Origin of the sequence: Niastella sp. OAS944, assembly GCA_024809215.1 — a bacterium.
Lineage (GTDB): Bacteria > Bacteroidota > Bacteroidia > Chitinophagales > Chitinophagaceae > Niastella.
In genome coordinates, this window is record JANUBW010000005.1 from 324,506 (window position 1) to 342,057 (window position 17,552).

The following is a 17,552-nucleotide window of genomic DNA, read 5'->3' on the forward strand; positions in this document are numbered from 1 at the left end:
TTAGTACAACGTTTGTGAGCGTGGACGCAGGTTCTGTCATTTAAGTTGCAACCTTGTAAGAAATATTTGTTACTATTTTAGTCATCATTTTATATCATAAAACATTACCTGGATCATATAAAATCAATTAGCAATTGGCAATTTGCAATTGGCAAGGGCTCGCGATGATCATTGCCTATTGTCTATTGCCTATTGTCTATTGCCTATTGTCTATTGCCTATTGCCTGTTGGCTACTCTCGGTTTGCCCTGCGTTCCTGAAACTCATCTTTCATCTCCTGCTGTTGTTGCTGATAGATCTTATATTGATCTTTCGTCAACACCTCTTTCATTCTTTTATCCCTGGTGGCTTTAAGTGCTTTATACTTTTTGTACCTGGCCATTTTGCCGGCGCCTGAATTCTTTATGCCAGCCAGGCCCTCAAGCCAGTCGCTATTAATAGCATCTACCTGCTTCGACTGCTCTTCTGTAAGGTTCAGTTTTTCTTTATAAGCCTGGTATTTAGCTTTGGCTTCTTTCTTTTGTTCTTCAGTCATTTTTGACTGGGCAAGTGCATGGTTGGTAACCAGTGTGAGCAATACCAGCAATGCAGTGATGTTGATTATCTTTTTCATATTTACGATTGTTGCATTTATATACAAAGTACGTTAATCAAATAAGGTTATATCTATTAAAACAGGTAAAGCTGCTTATTTAACCAGTCAACCAGCCATCCAGCTTTTGAACGCCGGTAAAACGTCTCTATTAAATAAAAACCTGAAGAGTTGTTCGTTTATAACTGGGCGGTATAACAAAGTGTGGAATTGTAGCAACAGTGGATCAATGATAAGAAACAGAATAAAAGTTACAGGTAAGCGATGACAGAATTTGTTGCAATCAATTTTTACAAAACCTATCGTGATGGTACACGTATGCAAGTGAAAAAGAAAGAACAGTACAGATGTAATGAATATATAAGCGGCTCTTAATAAAAGATCTGAAACGTTGATACTTAATAAATGCCCCTGCGGTAACCTTTGTAAAAATAATATGCGGGGTAATGAGATCAATACTGTTATAGCGGTTGCAGTTAGTAATATGAGGCTTGTTTTGAAAGGCACCATACCCCTATAGACTACCCTTTGACCATCACGTTTATTCACGTGGCATAATATTTTATAAACCCAATTCGGCGGCTTTAACAAAATTGTAGTCACAACTAATGTAAAAATTACGCAGTTTTAGCCCCACATTTAAGGCCTGAAACGAAAATGATCTATCTAACACAGCTTATTTATATAAAAGAAGGCGAAGAAGCGGCTTTCTTTGAGTTTGAGAACGTTGTTATTCCACTTATGTGGAAATATAACGGCCAACTTCTTTTTCGATTACGGCCAACAAATAGTACATTTGTAGATAATTCAATAGAACCACCATTCGAAATCCACCTGGTAGCTTTTGAAAATGAAGAGGGACTTGCAGGGTATCAACAAGATGAAACACGTAAAAGCTACCTACATCTCAAAGAACAATCAGTGCGATCTGTTGTTCTAATAAAAGGTTCAGCGGTCTGATAAATCCAGTTTATTCTACAATTTTCGCAATTCAACCGGGTAATCCAACGGTAAATGAGTCAGGAATGTCAATTTTGGAAAAACCTGTCCAGTTATGGGACGGAAATTCTGAGATGCCTGCACTAATCCATTAAGAATCATTCGTAAGAGAAATGGTATGGCAATTGGGTATTTTTTATAATATTCAAGCTACTGAAAAAGTGCAATCCATACCGTAGCTTTTATTCTTTTTATAATAAAACGGAATCTATGATTACTAATTTACCCGGTAAACTGTTGAAAAGGAAGTTATCTGAATTGAACAGCGCTTTATTTTTTGCCGAAGGAGATTCTTTATTCAAACTTCCCAACCACCTGGTTACCGAAATGGAGATCAATGAAGATGACGAAATCAGATTTGTGATTCCCAAACCCGTACAGGATATTGAAGCATTTGACAAAGAATTTCCGGTTCGCCTGGAATTCTTTAAAAAAGGGATCGCTTATCGCCTGAAAGTACAAGGTAAAGGTGAAATTGTTGAAGACAAGATTGAAATGGAAAAGTGGTTACTGGCTTCGGCCGACAGGCAGGAAAAGGCAAAGAGAGAACAGGTGATCATGATCAAAGTAATGGTGAAGTACGTTGATTACACTGGTAACATTTCTCAGTCTTCTTTCCCCAGCAGACTTAAATCGCAGTTAACAGAATGGCTGTTCTCGAGCAAAAGCGCCAGCGTATCTGTTTAAAAATTATTAAGGTTATAGCATTTAAATAGAAGGTGGGTCATTCGTCAAAATGCTGACGGATGGCCCATTTGCTTTTTTAGCGTTTTAGACGCTTTTAAGCGGGTAAGCAGGAATACCCTACCTTTGTACTGCTCTTTCTTTATTTACTCAAAAAATTGCCGTATGAACCTCCTACAACGACTTGAGTACTGGGGTGACAGGCATCATCCCAAATGGGCAGATATCTTTCGCTGCGCCCTTGGCTTATTCCTGTTCTACAAAGGAATTGAGTTTCTTGAAAACATGGGCACGCTGATAAGCCAAATGAGCGGTATTTTACCCAATAGTTATTTTGCATTAAGTATGGTTGGCCACTATGTTGTATTTGCCCACCTTGTTGGCGGTATTATGCTGGCGGTGGGACTACTTACCCGGGCTGCCTGTATTATGCAGATCCCTATTCTGTTAGGCGCTATCATCTTTATAAACATGGCCGATGGCATGTTCAGGCCATTTGCACAAATGGCCATTACAGTAGTATGCCTTGCCGGTCTTATTTACTTCCTTATTGCAGGCAACGGCCCATGGTCTGTAGACAGATACTTTGATGAAAAAAGCGGAAGAATAAAACGCCCTGATTAAACGGGCATAGATAATAAAAAAACACCCTGCCGATTTAATAAACCGACAGGGTGATCAATTATTTCAATTGGCGGCGGTTACCTCCACCACTCTTTGTCTTTCACATAAACCTCTTCCAGCACCAGGTCATCGGGTAATTCAGAAACATGGTCCAGGTCATCATCGTATGGAGAAGGCAGATTAAAGCAAAAGCCAAAATCATTATCTACAACTAAAAAACCATGTATCAAAAGTTGTTTTTGAGTAGCTGCAACAACTTGAGCAACCGACATTCCCGGACGTAAAACGCCTTTGTATTTGCCTTCATATGCGCTCCTGCACGATACGTTTAATATGGTCCCGTTCTCATCAGCATTTATCGTAATAAGGCCATCGTCAATTTTATAGCTATGTAGTTTTAATCCGGGATGGTCGAATGTATTTAGTTCTACTTTTCTGTTCTCCTGGTAAATAGATGTCAGATATGCGTCTATCGGTTTACCAATCTCAATATCGCCTATTGATTTACCCGATATTATTTCTGCATGTATGTTCATGACCTTAAATGTCCGTTGGAGACTCTTCTTTTGAAATAAGCATAAATCCTTTTTGAGAAAAAGCGTCTTCAAAAAACATTCCCTTGTTTTCTCTTTCTAACTTTTTTCCTTTATCAATTCTTACACCTATCACATAGGGATACTGTTTAAAACTTTCATACCTCCATTCTTTTTCCTCCTGCTGGTAATTTGAATAAACCCTGATTGTACCGTTCTCAAAAGCTGCTTTATGATACCCTCCGGTATATGAGCTATCTCTTTCGTTAAAGGTTATATTCAAACTATTCAAATAATCCAATATCCCGTTTACATCACCACCGGCGGCATAGATCAGTGAGATTATTTTATTCATTAATGTCGTCTTTTTTTTAAAATATAACTATCACTTACAAGGCATATGCATAGATACAGCTTTTGACTTTGCAGTTTCCATATCCGGATAAATGGCAAAATTCACTTCCCTGCCTGCCAGTCTTGAAAGCTTGTTTCTGGCGTTTGTGAGCCCTAATCGGTCAGCATTTCGCAAACCTTCTTCCGATTCATCCAACAAGATCTTTTTTCCATCTTTTCCCAGGCCCATTGAAACAGCTTTCTCATGCAGGTCTTTATTTACTACAGCCACGTCGTAGTCACTGTGAGGCCCAAATGGCTTGCCCGTTCCATATTGCACTCCGGTAACTGCACTACCCTGCATAACAGGCACGCTACCGGGATATCCGGCCCGGGTTAAAGAGGCCTGAGTTGCCTGTGAGAACTGCCTAAACTGGCCATAGCTTTTAAAGCCCATGGGAATAGGACCTAATCCAAAAACGTCTACATAGGCATTCGTATCTTCAACATAAGCATATAACGTTTTGTTTCCGCCCAATAACCTTACAGGGTCCTGGCTAATATACAGGCCTTCTTCCGGCGCATAATATCTAAACCTGTTATAGTACAATCCTGTTTCGGCATCTTCATATTGCCCCTGGAATCTGAATGGCAAAGAACTCCTGTTGCCCTGTAAAGTTCTTAATCTTCCATAAATATCCAGCACGCCTTCCCATACTTTTTTTCCTTCCTCGTCAATCATTAAAAAGGGCGCATCCAAATGATCGGCTATAATGCTGTATGTTTTGCCGTTTTCTATTTTAGCTGCAGGCACAAAACTTTCAGCTTCGAAGATCCATGTTACTACTGTATCTTTTGAACAGGGTTCCTGTTTGTCGAATGTTATTTCGCCCCATTCATTTACAACCGGCGTTGGTTTTTCTGCCTCGTTATAAGTCCATTCATGCAGCGGAACATTACCATCCCAAACCCAACGGGTTATTTTGCCACCAAAGCATTTCGATATCCGCCGCCCCAGGGCATCATAGGTAAACGATACTTCTTTTCCATCGGGCCTTATCACTCTTTTAAGCATACCGCTGGCAAACCACTCATAGTAAGTTTTTTTCTGACTGACTTTATCCGTTTTACTTACCAGGTTGCCCTCCTCGTCGTATTTGTATAAGCACTTTTCACTTTCGAGTAAGGCCCCGGCGCTATTGTATTTGCGATCGTTTTTTTCGGTGGTCTCATAAACGTTACCAGTAGCATCGGCGGAGCGATGCACAATGCTGTTATCGGCATATTGTGCAAATATGAGATTTGAGAAGGTGTCATGTTTAAAATGGATATTGCCCAGTGATATAGCATCAAAAATATTCACAAGCCGGTCGTCGGCGTCCCAGGTGTATTTTTTCCAATGTTGAACTTTGCTGTTTGCTCTCACCTGGTGTTCGGCCGGTTTGCCGGCAGCATCGTATTGCCATGTACTTGTTAATCCACCCGGTAACAGCCTTTCAATTTCCTGACCCGCCTGGTTGTATTTCATTTGTGCCTTCCATAGAAGGTCGTTCACTTTTGCCTGCATATCGGTTACCAGTCCCTGTTTATTGCGGTGCAATTGTATGTTTGCGCCTAAATTACTGGTTATGCTATTGCGGTCGCCGGCCTTACCATAACTGCTATGGATCTGGTATCCGTCCTGAGCTTCAAGCACTATACAACCTACTTTATTGCGGGTTAACCGAACGTGGCTGTTTTCGTTGATGGCTTCCTGCAGGTTTCCATTGGGGTCGTAACTATACAACTCATAGCTGCCATCGTGATATTCTACACGGATTATGCGGCCATTTGAATCGTATTCATACTGTATAAAGCGACCGCCGGGGCGAACAACCTTAATTACTTTACCGGTAGCGTCCCGCTCATATTTACGTTGTAAACCATCGAAACCGGTTTCATGGCTAATTTCACCCCGTTTGTTGTAACTGAAAGAATAGTATTTTCCTGCTTCGTTTACAACCGCATTCAAACGCTCTTCTGTATCATACAGAAATTGCATTTCCCTGTTGTTCTGTTTTCTTTTTTTTACATTGCCCAGCGGCGTATATTCAAACTGTACAAGGCCATGCCGGTCAGCGGCCTGCACCACTTCTTTATATGCATTATATGTTAGGCGAACGGTATTGCCATCGGGTAAATGCATATTGCACAGGCGGTTCAACCTGTCATATTCAAAATGCCGCACTTTGCCTTCGGTATTGATGGCTTGTGTACAAAGTCCCAAAGCATTATACCTCCAGCCGGTTACGGTGCCATCGGGCAGTTGCAGGCCTGTCAGATTCTCATCTTCATCATAGGTCATAACTGTTTTGCGGCCTCCCGATTCAAAGATCGCGTTCAGTTGCCCTTCAGCATTGTATTCATAAGTAATTGTTTGACCATTTGGATAGTTAATAAAACGCAGGCGCCGCATTTCATCATACCCAAAGGTTTGGCTGCTGCCATTCGGTTGAACAATAAGTACAACCTGCCCATGATCGTTATAATTAAACTGCCGGATGCTTCCGTCGGCGAACATTTTTTCTTTAAGCCGGCTTTTTTCGTCGTATGCATATCCTGTTATATTCCCCAGCTCATCTATTTCGCGGTATACGTTAAAGTCTTCTGTGTATTCGGTATACCGGTGATTGCCATAGTGATCGGTTTCCTGAATACAAAGATTGTTCTCATCAAAATAATAGATAGTGCGCTCGCCCAATGAATTTGTTACGGCATTGTATCCTTTACCGTATTGGATGAAACCTTCCAGTATGCCGCCATCGCCCCAGGTATGAATGCAACGTTTTTTGTTGTCGTATTCCCAGTAAAAACTTTGACCATTACGGTCGGTCTTTTTTATCATCAGGTGATTGTCATACTCAATAGTAGTCGGCTGTTGCAGGGCATCAGTAATGGAAATAAGGTCGCCATCGGCATTATAGGCATAGTTCACCAGGCGTTGCTGTAACGACCGGTGTGTTACATCTACGGCTGTTATGCGATGTTGCTTATCTAAGTGTAAGAACAGTTGCCTTCCGGCCGAATCTGTTATAGCGCTTAAATAACCGCCGGTATAATGCAACTGAATCCGGTTTCCGCTGTAGTTCTCAATAAACGACAAACGCCATTTGTTTGGCACTGTATCGTAATTGAAATGATAGTATAACGAGTCCTCATAATCTTCCAATATAAAATGTCCGTTCTGTTTACGGCGTAACAGTATTTTCTCCTGAGGATGGTAAAAGCTTTCGCCATAGCCCATCATTGGAAATACAGCCTGTCTGCCATCGGCCAGTGTTACGGTCAAGCAGTGGTCTTCGGGCAGCAGCTGTACACAACGATCATACGACAGTTGTACACCATACCCCAACGGTCCCTTAATAGAAGAATCGCTGTCCCAGTTGCGTACCCATTTAATGGGAATGGGGCCGGGCAATTCAAAATCGGTGTATTCATAATTTACCCGGCCGGTAATAAGATCAACCGGTTCAAAACCCATTTTACATAATTTGCTGGTTAGTTTTTGGGTGCCGGGTAATTTCTTAAGCACTTTATTATTTAAAGCTTTCAGCAGTTTTCCGCCTATTTTTCCAAAGATCTTTAGAAAAGAACCAAAAACGAATGCTTTTAGTAAAGCCATCAAACTGAAGTTGGGCACAAGCGGCCCGCCTACTATTACCGGCTTTCCCCATTGCAATGGAATGCAAAAAGACGTGGGCAGGTAAAGTGAAGGAATGGGTTTGAATTTTTTGCCCGGCGAGAAGGAAAGCGGCAACCCAATATCGTTACAGGTCATAAGCATATAACCCGATCCGCTCATGGGAGCCCCATCTATTTGTACGGTCTTGCTGCCAAAAAAGTTTTGGCTGTCGTGCCCAATCATGGGCACTAACGAAAACCCAACACCGAACGGAATATGCGCAAAGGTGATGATCATACCACCGGTATCGGTATTACCGCGCGGCACATTGTTTACGTTAACGGTGGCGCCGATAAATGGGATATAGTCAAAGGGATCGATCACCAACCCAATGTATGGATGAGGAAGTGGAATAAACGGAACAGGCGTATTCACAAAGTGAATGTCGATACCTATCACGGGTTTCAGGTGTGTGTTGGCTACGTACATAGATTCGGTTATTATATCATGAACTACAAAAAACACAGAACTGGCAGTACCAGGCCTTGTCAATAATTCAACTATGGATTAATGGTAAGTTTGATTTAATGCTAATTACAGAATATCATTGGCAACCTGTTCAAGTATTATATGCCACCAATAATTTTCATTTTGTATGGCAACGGCGTCGCATTGTTGTATATAACTTTTCATAGCGTTAAACTCATTTTGCTGATCAAATGCCTCTTTTTTACCTGCCCGATCAGCCACGGGCATGGTGCCATTTTTAAACATTTCCAGCTTCTTCAACATTTCATCACGCGACAAGATCATTGGCGGCGGCTCCCAGGCTTCTTTTCGTTTTTCATATTGTTTAAAGTATTGTAAAACCAATAAGAACGAAGGCAGGTTTGAGTTAATAAAAACAGCTTTATTGGGCTGGCCTAATTCTACTGCATATACTTCCTCTGTTCCTTCTCGAATGGCAATGATATTCTTATTTTCTTCCCATTCATTACCAATTTTCCAGTAGCTGTGCTTATCAACTAAAACAGGGGTCATTTGTGTAACATCCGTTATAAAATGAATGCCCAGCGTACTCTCTTTGCGGGAGCTTTGGGGAAGCCCGTTCTCTGTTAAAAAAGTTTTTACCGTATTGGCTATGGGAATGTTGTTCAACTGTTCTGTATGGAAGGTCGGCATAGCTTACAAGAGTGATGTGAGCCAATTTAAATACCATTCAGAAAATGTTATTCTTTCTTTATCGCTGCCATCTATGGTTTCTGGTTGAATACCACTATAGTCTGCTCTGCCGTCGTACCACATATGCCCATGCTCCGGGCCGTTGACCACTAATAAATACGTGATCCCGTGCCCGTAATGGCATAAGGGTATAGTACCGCTGATCAATGAAGTATCGAAGTATTTCTCAAGCAGATCTTCACCGGGGCGCTCGTTGTCCCAATCGAAGGTATCCAGCCATTCTGCATCCCAGCTGTCGGTAAAAGGGAATGCTTTAGCGAGATCTATGGAAGGTTTACTTGAAAGTTTAAAATCCTTTGGCCCTTCTATTATATCTAATTGTTTGATGCCGTAATAGGGGCCTGCTCCGCCATTGCCTATGCGGGTAATAAATGCTTTATAATCATCGGGCAGTTTAACTTTAAACTTTTCTTCAAATTTTATTACCTCAGTTTCGGTAACCTTGTTATTGAACCGGTATTTATGCTCCCATGCGCCGAAAATTTTAAGCTCGGGGTCTTTTTCCCTCAATAAACTGATCTTACTTTCAACTTCCTGAATAAAATCCATATTTTCTTTTTATTTTTTACATCCATCAAAGGTAGTTTTCCCTTCAGGATGGTTGTTATCCCATATGTACTCTATTGTCATTTCATGTGTTTTGGCAAAGGCTTCCAGTCCCATATAACATCTGGGGCATGGTGGCAAAGGATCTAAGGTGTCTACGCCGCGTTTAACTATTTGTCCCATCGAAACAATTTTCAAATGACTGCCTTTCAGTTCCGCAGCGTGGTTCTTTTCCAGGAATTCGAGCAATTTAGCTTCACTATGGCCTTTTGCTCCATATCCATTGAACGGACCGTTTTTGGAGCCCCTGGTACTATACCAGGAATATGAATTACCATCCATAACCGCCTTCCCATTAAGCCAGGCTATCGCTTCGTGCATTCCAAAGATATCGATCTGCAGATTAGGATCATGCACATAGGCATACAAATTATCTCCTCCCTGCAAGGCTATCGGGTCCTGGGAAATATACCGGCCCGTTTCGGGTTCATAATACCTGTGCCTGTTATAATACAATCCTGTTTCTACATCTTCATACTGTCCCTGGTATCGGAATGGAATAAAGTCAGCCGGGCCATTTATTGACCTTTTTCTTCCATAGATATCCAGTACGCATTCCCAAACGCGTTTTCCCTTTTCATCATACGCCTCAACTGGTGTTCCCAGGTAGTCTGTTATAATACTATAGAATAACCCATTTACTATTTTTGCTGCCGGCGCATATTCGTCTGCATCGAATACCCAGGTAATAATATTTTCTGCCGGTTCCTGTTTGTTGAATGTTAACCCGCCCCATTCGTTTACTTCCACTACAGGTTTTTCCTCTTCCGCATAGCACCATTCGTGCAATGGTACGTTGGCGTCCCATACCCAACGAATAATTTTTCCGCCAACACATTTTGATATTCGCCTGCCAAGGGCATCATAGGTAAATGTTACTTCTTTTCCATCGGGCCTTATTACTTTTTTCAGCATGCCATTGGCATACCATTCATACTGATGTTTTTTACGAGTTGTCTTTTCTGTTTTACTTATTAAATTGCCTTCACTATCATACTTATACGTGAATCTTTTATTTTCGAGCAAGGAGCCGCCGCTATTGTACCTGCTATCCGTTCTTTCTTTTGTTTCATATAAATTGCCGGTTGTATCAGTTACGCGATGAACAATACTGTTGTCGGCATACTGGGCAAATACCAGGTTACCTAACACATCGTGGTTAAACCCCGTGTTAGTTTGTGATAAAGCATCAAAAATATTGGCAATCCTGTTGTTGGTATCCCATGTATATTTTTTCCAGCATTGCACCACTCCACCTTTTCTTACTATGTGCTCACCGGGTCTTCCAGCCTCATCATATTTTCGTTCGCTTATAACCCTGCCGGGCAATAGTCTTTCTATTTCCTGACCGGCTTCATTGTATTTGATATTTGCTGCCCACAATGCGGCCTGCATTTGGGTTACCTGCCCCACCTTATCGCGCCGCAGCTGAATATCGGCGCCTAAATTACTTTTAATTGCAATACGGTTACCCAACTTATCATATACGCTTTGCACTGTGTATGTATCCTGTTGTTCTAATTCAACGGCTCCCATTTTATTTCGGGTTAACCTAATGGAACAATGCTCATTGATCGCTTCAATAAGATTTCCGTTTTTGTCATAGCTATATTGTTCCCAGCTGCCATCATGATATTCTACCCGTATTATGCGGCCATTGGCATCATATTCATATTGGGCATAACGGCCTTGGGGTCGCAGTGTTTTAATTATTTTTCCTGTACTATCGCGATTGTACTCCCGTTGCAATCCATCGAACCCGGTTTCTTTTATAATTTCACCTCTTTTGTTATAATCAAAACTATAGTGCCTGCCCTGTTCATTTACAACAGAGCGCAAGCGTTCCTCCGTATCATAAACAAAGCGCTGTTCTGTATTATTCCTGATGCGTTTTTTTATATTGCCCGAAACCGTGTATTCGAATTGTACATTATTATGCTTGTCTGTTGCTTTGATCACTTCATCATACCCATTGTATTCGAGCTGCACGGTATTGCCATCGGGCAAATGCATAGCCGTTAAACGATTCAACCGGTCGTATTCAAAAAAGCGCACTTCTGCTACCGTATTAGAACTTCGCACACAACGGCCAAATGCATCATATTGCCAGTAAGCGGTTGTACCATCGGGCAATTGCAAACTAACCGGGTTATCGTCTTCGTCGTAGGTTATTACCGTTTTGCGGTTGCCTGTTTCAATCACGCTTTCTAATTGCCCCTTCCCATTGTATTCATAAGAAACTGTTTTTCCGTTTGGATAATTTATGAAGCGCAATCGCCGCTGGCTATCATAACCCCGGGTCATACTGCTTCCGTCGGCATTGATCATAAGGGTTAGCTGATTGTACTCATTATAATGAAACTGCATACTTGTTCCATCGGGAAGCATTTTTTCTTTAAGCCGCGATTGTTCATCATATGCATAACCCACTATATTGCCTTCTTCATCTATCTGCCGGTATATTTCAAAGTCTTCTGTATATTCGGTATACCTGTTGTTGCCATAGTGATCTGTTTCCTGTACACATAAATTATTCTCATCGAAATAATAAGTAGTGATCTCGCCTAAAGAATTGGTGACGGTGTTGTAGCCTTTCCGGTATTGAATATAACCTTCCAGTATACCCCCATCGCCCCAGGTATGAATGCAGCGTTTTTTACTGTCATATTCCCAGTAAAAGCTTTGACCATTGCGGTCAGTTTTTTTGATCATCAGGTGATAACGGTACTCAATTTCTACCACCTGCTCCATTGCATCGGCGATGCGAACCAGGTCGTCTGCACTATTATACGCATAGGTAACCATTATTTGTTCCTGCTCGCGATGTTTAACTTTTACCTCCGTTATGCGATGTTGTTTATCCATCTTACATAACAGTTGCCTTCCGGCGGAATCCGTTATGGCTGTAAGATTGCCGCCGGTATAATGCAACTGAACACGATTGCCGCCGTAGTTTTCGATAAACGACAGACGCCAGATACCGGGTTCAGTATCGTAATTAAAATGATAGTATAGCGATTCGTTATAATCTTCCAGTATAAAATGTCCGTTTTGTTTACGGCGCAGGCGTATCTTTTCCTGCGGATGATAAAAACTTTCACCATGATAAAGCAAAGGAAATACCGCCTGTCTGCCATCGGCCAGTGTTACTGATAAAGCTTCTTCTTTGGGCCAAAGCCGAACACAACGATCATATGCCAATTGAACGCCGTGCCCCAGCGGCCCTTTGATGAATGAATCGCTGTCCCAGGTACGGGTCCATTTTATTGGAATGGGCCCGGGCAATTCAAAATCGGTGTATTCGTAATTTACGCGGCCGGTGATAAGATCAACCGGTTCAAATCCCATTTTACATAATTTGCTGGTTAGCTTTTGCGTGCCGGGTATTTTCTTAAGCACTTTATTGTTTAAAGCCTTCAGCAGCTTACCACCTATTTTGCCAAATATTTTAAGGAAGGAACCAAAAACGAATGCTTTTAACAAAGCCATCAAACTGAAATTGGGCACCAGCGGGCCGCCCACTATTACCGGTTTACCCCACTGTAATGGAATGCAAAACGAGGTAGGCAGGTATAAAGAAGGTATTGGTTTGAATTTTTTACCGGGACTGAATGACAATGGCAGCCCGATATCGTTACACGTCATGAGTATATAACCGGAGCCACTCATGGGGGCGCCGTCTATTTGTACCGTCTTACTGCCAAAAAAGTTCTGGCTATCATGACCAATGACGGGAACCATGCTAAACCCAACGCCAAACGGAATGTGAACAAAGGTTATGATCATGCCAGAAGTATCTGTATTACCCCTGGGTACGTTATTTACCGATACGGTAGCGCCAATAAAAGGAATGTAATCAAACGGATCAATGACCAGCCCTATATATGGATGTGGAAGTGGAATAAAAGGAACTGGCGTATTCACAAAGTGAATATCGATACCGATCACTGGCTTCAGGTGTGTATTGGCTACGTACATAGAATAAGTTTAATAAGCTCCAGATACAAAATTCCAAATACCAAATTCCAAGATCCAAATAATAAATTCCAAGCTCCAAATACCAAATTCTTTATTTTCTACTATGCGCTGAATCTTCAACCGCATTCTGAAATAATGTACGTACGGAATAATTACCGTATTTTATTTCATCAGATGCATAAGGCAACAAATGTTTCAAGATGGAATTAACATCTACCTTTTTTGATTCACAGAACCTGATAAGATCACTGAAATAAACCATTTCATCACGGGCATCGGGTTCCAGGTTTCTGGTCATAAACAACACAAGGCTCAGCGTTACGTATTCAGTACTGTCGTTTTTTACATCTTCATCCAACTCTTCAAATGTTGGCGTTATGTAATTCTTCAGGCGCGGTGTATCATCGAGCAGTGCGGCCATAGCCTGCATGTCTTTAAAGGAATTTTCCGCCAACACCTCGCCTACCGTTCTTCTGATAAATGCCAGCTCAGGCGCTATTTTTTGACGGTATTCCGATTCTATTGCCCGCATTTCTTCTACCCAGCCGTCTTTTGTAAAATTTATCCGGCTTTCCTTTGCCCGTAGTTCGTCGGCATACTTATGGGTTATTTCTTCGTCTATGAGATCGATCTTCGACTTTACAGTGGTAATGTTTTCCATATTGGTTATAGATTATTCTGTGTACCGTTAAGCCAGCTCCTCTGCATTTGCCTGCCTGATCTTTTTCTTTGTATAGTTTTGCTTCAACTCTTCAATTGTCTTCTTCCAGTCTTCGCCATATATTTCCATCATTTTGTTGGAAACGTGGGTAGCCAATTCATCGTTCTCCCGCTGTTTGTATTGCACATAATCATACGCCATAAAAGGATATTCCGAAGCCTGTAGCTCATCATTGGTAAGGCGGTTGGTGAGTTGTAATGCCTGGCGGCAGGCCTGGATCTTTTCTTCGTGCCAGTTTTTGTAATTGGCAAATACCCAGGCTTTATGATATGCAGAAATGGCTTGTGTTGCCAAACCAAAAACAACCGCTTCATCACCTGCTTTCATAAACCATTCAAGCGCTTCTTTTCTTTCTTTCTGGATCTGGCAATCGGCGCCTTTATAGGTATAGTACTGCAGCAGCATTGGCTTTAGTAATTCATTGCCGCCGGCTATCTCCTGTTTGCATAACCGAATGCCGGTATCGAGCAGGTCATTGATCAGTTCGTGATCTTTAAAATTGAACAATATACCGGCATAGGTGATGTAGGCAGTACTTAGCAGACTTTTATCACCAGTTTTTTTACCGCACTCAATGGCTTTCTGCCCCCACTCCATCAACCCGGTTTTATTCTTTTTATTAGCGGCCTCACCCATTTCGAACATGCATTTTCTAAAGAATGCATAGGGATCGGTAGCGGCACCTGCGGTAGCTATTTGCCTGATAGCATCCTGCATGCGCAAGTCATGTTTCAACGTTACTGAATAGTCGGAAAAATACTCAAATACATTACCCCAGAAATTGCCTTCTGTATGATCGAACACCAGTAACTGGATGCCAGTTTCTTTTGGCTGATTCATCCATTGTTGTATCCATTGCTGAAATTGGCGCGGACCGCTCATTTGTTTTGGCAATACGCTGAACACAAACTGTTTTTGCGGTTGGCCAATACAATCCCTGTACGATTGTATCAAGGCGGGCAGTAACTGATCACATGCTGTATAGTCATTTTCCGACACAGCCTTTCTGAACAGTTGCAGGTCCCAGTTGCTTTTTATACCTGCAGCCGTCAGTTTCTGCTGCTTTTCTGCTTCATCGTATTCGTGAAGCCAGTTTTCGAGCAACGCATGACTGTAAGTTTTTGCACCATTGAATGGTGTATAAAAGAATACAAACAGCGTATCGAGCTTTCCGTATGGCGATGCCTCAAGACGGCAAAACCCTTCGTACATCCGGTGCTCTTCGGGTTTCAACATCCAACGGATAAGGGTATGTTGTGGCAGTACGTTCTTTTTCCAAACCTGCACCATTTCGTCGAGGCGTACTGTTATTGGGTTGTGTTCGTTCATTTGGTGGTTCGTTATTTTTACGTGAAACGGCAAACGTGAAACGTGAAAGAGCTTCTTAAATTTGAAACTCGCTTTCGTCGGCAATCGTGAATCGGCAATCGGCAATAGAGTTCGAAACTTATGGACTCGCTAGTCGTGAAACGTGAAACGGCAAACGTGAAAGGGCTTCCTAAATTCGAAGCTCGCCATTGTCGGCAATCGTGAATCGGCAATCGGCAATAAAGTTCGAAACTTATGGACTCGCTATCTAAAACCTTATTAGGTCAGTTTCCCTTTATCAACTCTATCACCTTTATCACCTTTTCAACTTACCCTCGTTAACTCGTCACCTCGTCAACTCGTCAACTAACAATTCAACTTCAACTGTCCGCCGGCGATGGTAGTCGTCATATCTCCGCTCACTTCCACTGCCTTTGAACCCAGCGCCACTTTGGTATTACCGAATATATCAACCTGCACGTTACCACCAACGGTTACTTTATTATCGGAAGATACATTTACCGCAGAGGTAGAATTTACATTCACTTCGTTGTTTCCAAACAAGGTTGCTGTTTCGGAGAATTGTCCATCAAGCACTTTTGAGTTCATCGTAATTTCATTCTCTGCTTCCATCGAGATCACTTTGGTTTTAAGTGTGATCTGGTTTTTAGCATCGATGGTAACAGTATCATTCGATTTTACGGTGATGTTCCCTTTTCCATCCAGCAGTATGCTATTGCCATCTTTATCCTCCACCAGCACACTGCCTTCTTTATCATTCATAATTATTTTGGTACCGCTGCGGGTTTGTACCGCCTTTACATCATTATCGGCATTGCCAAAAGTATTGGTAGCCTTGCCATGATATACAGATCCTATCATATAGGGTTTGGTTGGACTTCCGCCTTCAAAACCAATGATCACTTCTTCACCCACTTCGGGCATAAAGTACATTCCTTTTCCGCCGCCGGCATGCGGACTGGTTACACGGATCCACGGTGTTTTCTCGGCGCCATTCATCCAGTGAAATTTCACTCTTATGCGACCCAGTCCTTTAGGATCGAAATTATCTGTAACTATGGCGCTTTGCGATTCAGAGAACGCCATGACGGCCGGTTTTACGGGCGGTACTTTTATACCGGCCGGAACAGCTGTGAAATCGTTATTATAATTGCCATGTCCATCGAAGTAATGGCTCACGGAAAGCACCGTATACTCGCCATAATTTTCGCCTGCCAGGCTATATAGATTATTACCCTGTACATTGATGGTGCCGCCAATTTTTACCCCTGGGTGTGCACTGCTGCCGCTAAAACGTACGGTGTTACTGCTTTGCATAGCCGTACGTATGTTAATGGAATCATCTACCTGTTTTTTATTACTTACAAACTGGTTGTTCCAATACTTTGGCTGTGTAGCATACACTGTGTTGCTGGCCTGAAACACATGTTTACCCATATCATTAAGACCGGCCTTGCCTTCAATGCCCTGAGGGGTGCTGGTATATACTTCGTTATTGAGATAATCATAAGCCATCATGGTGCTATTGGACTGTTGTACCTGTAGCGCCATACTAAAGCGGCTGATATTGCTGCCAAATGTAAGTGCCGTTGCTTCGGAAGATTTGAGTGCGCCTATTTGTAACTGGTTGCCGTCATAAAACAACCATTCGCCATAGCTGGCGCAAAGAAAGTTGAGGAATTGCCAGGCTGTTTGTTTGTATTGCACGGTATACGCCAGCGTTTCGGGATACTGGGGCGCAATTTGCGCCTGCAATAAATTTTGCGGGAAATGTTTTAATACATCCTGTGCTATGTTCTTAATGGCTTTCTTTTCCCAGCTTTTGCAGTGGGGGCCATTATCGAGCACAATGGTAGGACTGGTTCCTGAAATGACAATATTACCGGTATGACCACTGAAGCGATCTGCTTCTACCTGCATCACAATACCGCGGAACTTTAATCCGCTGCCCGTAGCGGGTGTGCTGAATGAAGCCTGTAAAACTTCACCAATAAGGTTGCGGGATGATGTAAGCATACCACCTTCCATTCCTTCGAGCGATTCTGCGGGGCATACAAGCCGGAAGTAGTGGTGGTCAAAAATGTTTTGGGTTAGCTGAAAAGAGGTAATTTGTTTAATAGGAGTACCGGCAATGGTTATATTGCTACTGATTAGTTGGGCCATAAAAAATGTTATGTCGTTTATGGTTGAAAATCGTGAAACGGCAAACGTGAAACGTGAAAGTTCTTATTTGCGATCTCCGACTGTTTCC

At 42.1% G+C, this 17,552-nt stretch carries 13 protein-coding genes; 3 read left to right on the forward strand and 10 right to left on the reverse strand.

Annotation, left to right across the window (positions count from 1 at the left end; all coding sequences use genetic code 11):
* Positions 1-231: 231 nt before the first annotated feature.
* Positions 232-612, reverse strand: a complete 381-nt coding sequence (locus tag GGD38_RS22060; protein ID WP_375301368.1) for a hypothetical protein — start codon at positions 610-612, stop codon at positions 232-234.
* Positions 613-1,248: 636 nt separating this feature from the next.
* Here GGD38_RS22060 and GGD38_RS22065 point away from each other — a divergent pair.
* The 3 genes from GGD38_RS22065 to GGD38_RS22075 all read left to right on the forward strand — a co-directional run bounded on the left by GGD38_RS22065 (position 1,249) and on the right by GGD38_RS22075 (position 2,898).
* Entirely contained in the window at positions 1,249-1,551 is a 303-nt protein-coding gene (locus tag GGD38_RS22065) for a DUF1330 domain-containing protein (protein WP_375301369.1), read from the forward strand.
* A gap of 249 nt (positions 1,552-1,800) precedes the next feature.
* Entirely contained in the window at positions 1,801-2,277 is a 477-nt protein-coding gene (locus tag GGD38_RS22070) for a hypothetical protein (protein WP_375301370.1), read from the forward strand.
* 162 nt (positions 2,278-2,439) lie between these two features.
* Entirely contained in the window at positions 2,440-2,898 is a 459-nt protein-coding gene (locus GGD38_RS22075) for a DoxX family protein (RefSeq protein ID WP_375301371.1), read from the forward strand.
* Positions 2,899-2,975: 77 nt separating this feature from the next.
* On the opposite strand, the gene GGD38_RS22080 is transcribed toward GGD38_RS22075, so the two are convergent.
* The 9 genes from GGD38_RS22080 to GGD38_RS22120 form a co-directional block, all read right to left on the reverse strand.
* Positions 2,976-3,434, reverse strand: coding sequence for a hypothetical protein (locus GGD38_RS22080; RefSeq protein WP_375301372.1), 459 nt, complete (start codon positions 3,432-3,434; stop codon positions 2,976-2,978).
* Positions 3,435-3,438: 4 nt separating this feature from the next.
* Positions 3,439-3,786 (reverse strand): hypothetical protein, encoded by a 348-nt coding sequence (locus GGD38_RS22085; protein ID WP_375301373.1) that lies wholly within the window; start codon positions 3,784-3,786, stop codon positions 3,439-3,441.
* Positions 3,787-3,816: 30 nt separating this feature from the next.
* On the reverse strand, positions 3,817-7,914 hold the full coding sequence (locus GGD38_RS22090) for a DUF6531 domain-containing protein (RefSeq protein WP_375301374.1): 4,098 nt from the start codon (positions 7,912-7,914) through the stop codon (positions 3,817-3,819).
* 105 nt (positions 7,915-8,019) lie between these two features.
* Positions 8,020-8,607 carry an SUKH-4 family immunity protein gene (locus tag GGD38_RS22095; RefSeq protein ID WP_375301375.1) on the reverse strand — a complete coding sequence of 196 codons (588 nt, stop codon included), beginning with the start codon at positions 8,605-8,607 and terminating at the stop codon, positions 8,020-8,022.
* 3 nt (positions 8,608-8,610) lie between these two features.
* Positions 8,611-9,216, reverse strand: coding sequence for an SMI1/KNR4 family protein (locus GGD38_RS22100; RefSeq protein WP_375301376.1), 606 nt, complete (start codon positions 9,214-9,216; stop codon positions 8,611-8,613).
* 9 nt (positions 9,217-9,225) lie between these two features.
* Entirely contained in the window at positions 9,226-13,251 is a 4,026-nt protein-coding gene (locus GGD38_RS22105) for an RHS repeat-associated core domain-containing protein (protein ID WP_375301377.1), read from the reverse strand.
* A 91-nt stretch (positions 13,252-13,342) separates the two neighbouring features.
* Entirely contained in the window at positions 13,343-13,912 is a 570-nt protein-coding gene (locus GGD38_RS22110; RefSeq protein WP_375301378.1) for a hypothetical protein, read from the reverse strand.
* 27 nt (positions 13,913-13,939) lie between these two features.
* Positions 13,940-15,301 carry a hypothetical protein gene (locus tag GGD38_RS22115; RefSeq protein WP_375301379.1) on the reverse strand — a complete coding sequence of 454 codons (1,362 nt, stop codon included), beginning with the start codon at positions 15,299-15,301 and terminating at the stop codon, positions 13,940-13,942.
* Positions 15,302-15,646: 345 nt separating this feature from the next.
* Positions 15,647-17,464, reverse strand: a complete 1,818-nt coding sequence (locus tag GGD38_RS22120; protein WP_375301380.1) for a type VI secretion system Vgr family protein — start codon at positions 17,462-17,464, stop codon at positions 15,647-15,649.
* Positions 17,465-17,552 lie beyond the last annotated feature (88 nt).

What these genes read in the sequence shown, in the direction of transcription:
- GGD38_RS22110 (WP_375301378.1), bottom strand. Translation starts at nt 13,912, where the DNA reads ATGGAAAACATTACCACTGTAAAGTCGAAGATCGATCTCATAGACGAA.
- GGD38_RS22060 (WP_375301368.1), bottom strand. Translation starts at nt 612, where the DNA reads ATGAAAAAGATAATCAACATCACTGCATTGCTGGTATTGCTCACACTG.
- GGD38_RS22065 (WP_375301369.1), top strand. Translation starts at nt 1,249, where the DNA reads ATGATCTATCTAACACAGCTTATTTATATAAAAGAAGGCGAAGAAGCG.
- GGD38_RS22095 (WP_375301375.1), bottom strand. Translation starts at nt 8,607, where the DNA reads ATGCCGACCTTCCATACAGAACAGTTGAACAACATTCCCATAGCCAAT.
- GGD38_RS22100 (WP_375301376.1), bottom strand. Translation starts at nt 9,216, where the DNA reads ATGGATTTTATTCAGGAAGTTGAAAGTAAGATCAGTTTATTGAGGGAA.
- GGD38_RS22080 (WP_375301372.1), bottom strand. Translation starts at nt 3,434, where the DNA reads ATGAACATACATGCAGAAATAATATCGGGTAAATCAATAGGCGATATT.
- GGD38_RS22085 (WP_375301373.1), bottom strand. Translation starts at nt 3,786, where the DNA reads ATGAATAAAATAATCTCACTGATCTATGCCGCCGGTGGTGATGTAAAC.
- GGD38_RS22090 (WP_375301374.1), bottom strand. Translation starts at nt 7,914, where the DNA reads ATGTACGTAGCCAACACACACCTGAAACCCGTGATAGGTATCGACATT.
- GGD38_RS22115 (WP_375301379.1), bottom strand. Translation starts at nt 15,301, where the DNA reads ATGAACGAACACAACCCAATAACAGTACGCCTCGACGAAATGGTGCAG.
- GGD38_RS22070 (WP_375301370.1), top strand. Translation starts at nt 1,801, where the DNA reads ATGATTACTAATTTACCCGGTAAACTGTTGAAAAGGAAGTTATCTGAA.
- GGD38_RS22075 (WP_375301371.1), top strand. Translation starts at nt 2,440, where the DNA reads ATGAACCTCCTACAACGACTTGAGTACTGGGGTGACAGGCATCATCCC.
- GGD38_RS22105 (WP_375301377.1), bottom strand. Translation starts at nt 13,251, where the DNA reads ATGTACGTAGCCAATACACACCTGAAGCCAGTGATCGGTATCGATATT.
- GGD38_RS22120 (WP_375301380.1), bottom strand. Translation starts at nt 17,464, where the DNA reads ATGGCCCAACTAATCAGTAGCAATATAACCATTGCCGGTACTCCTATT.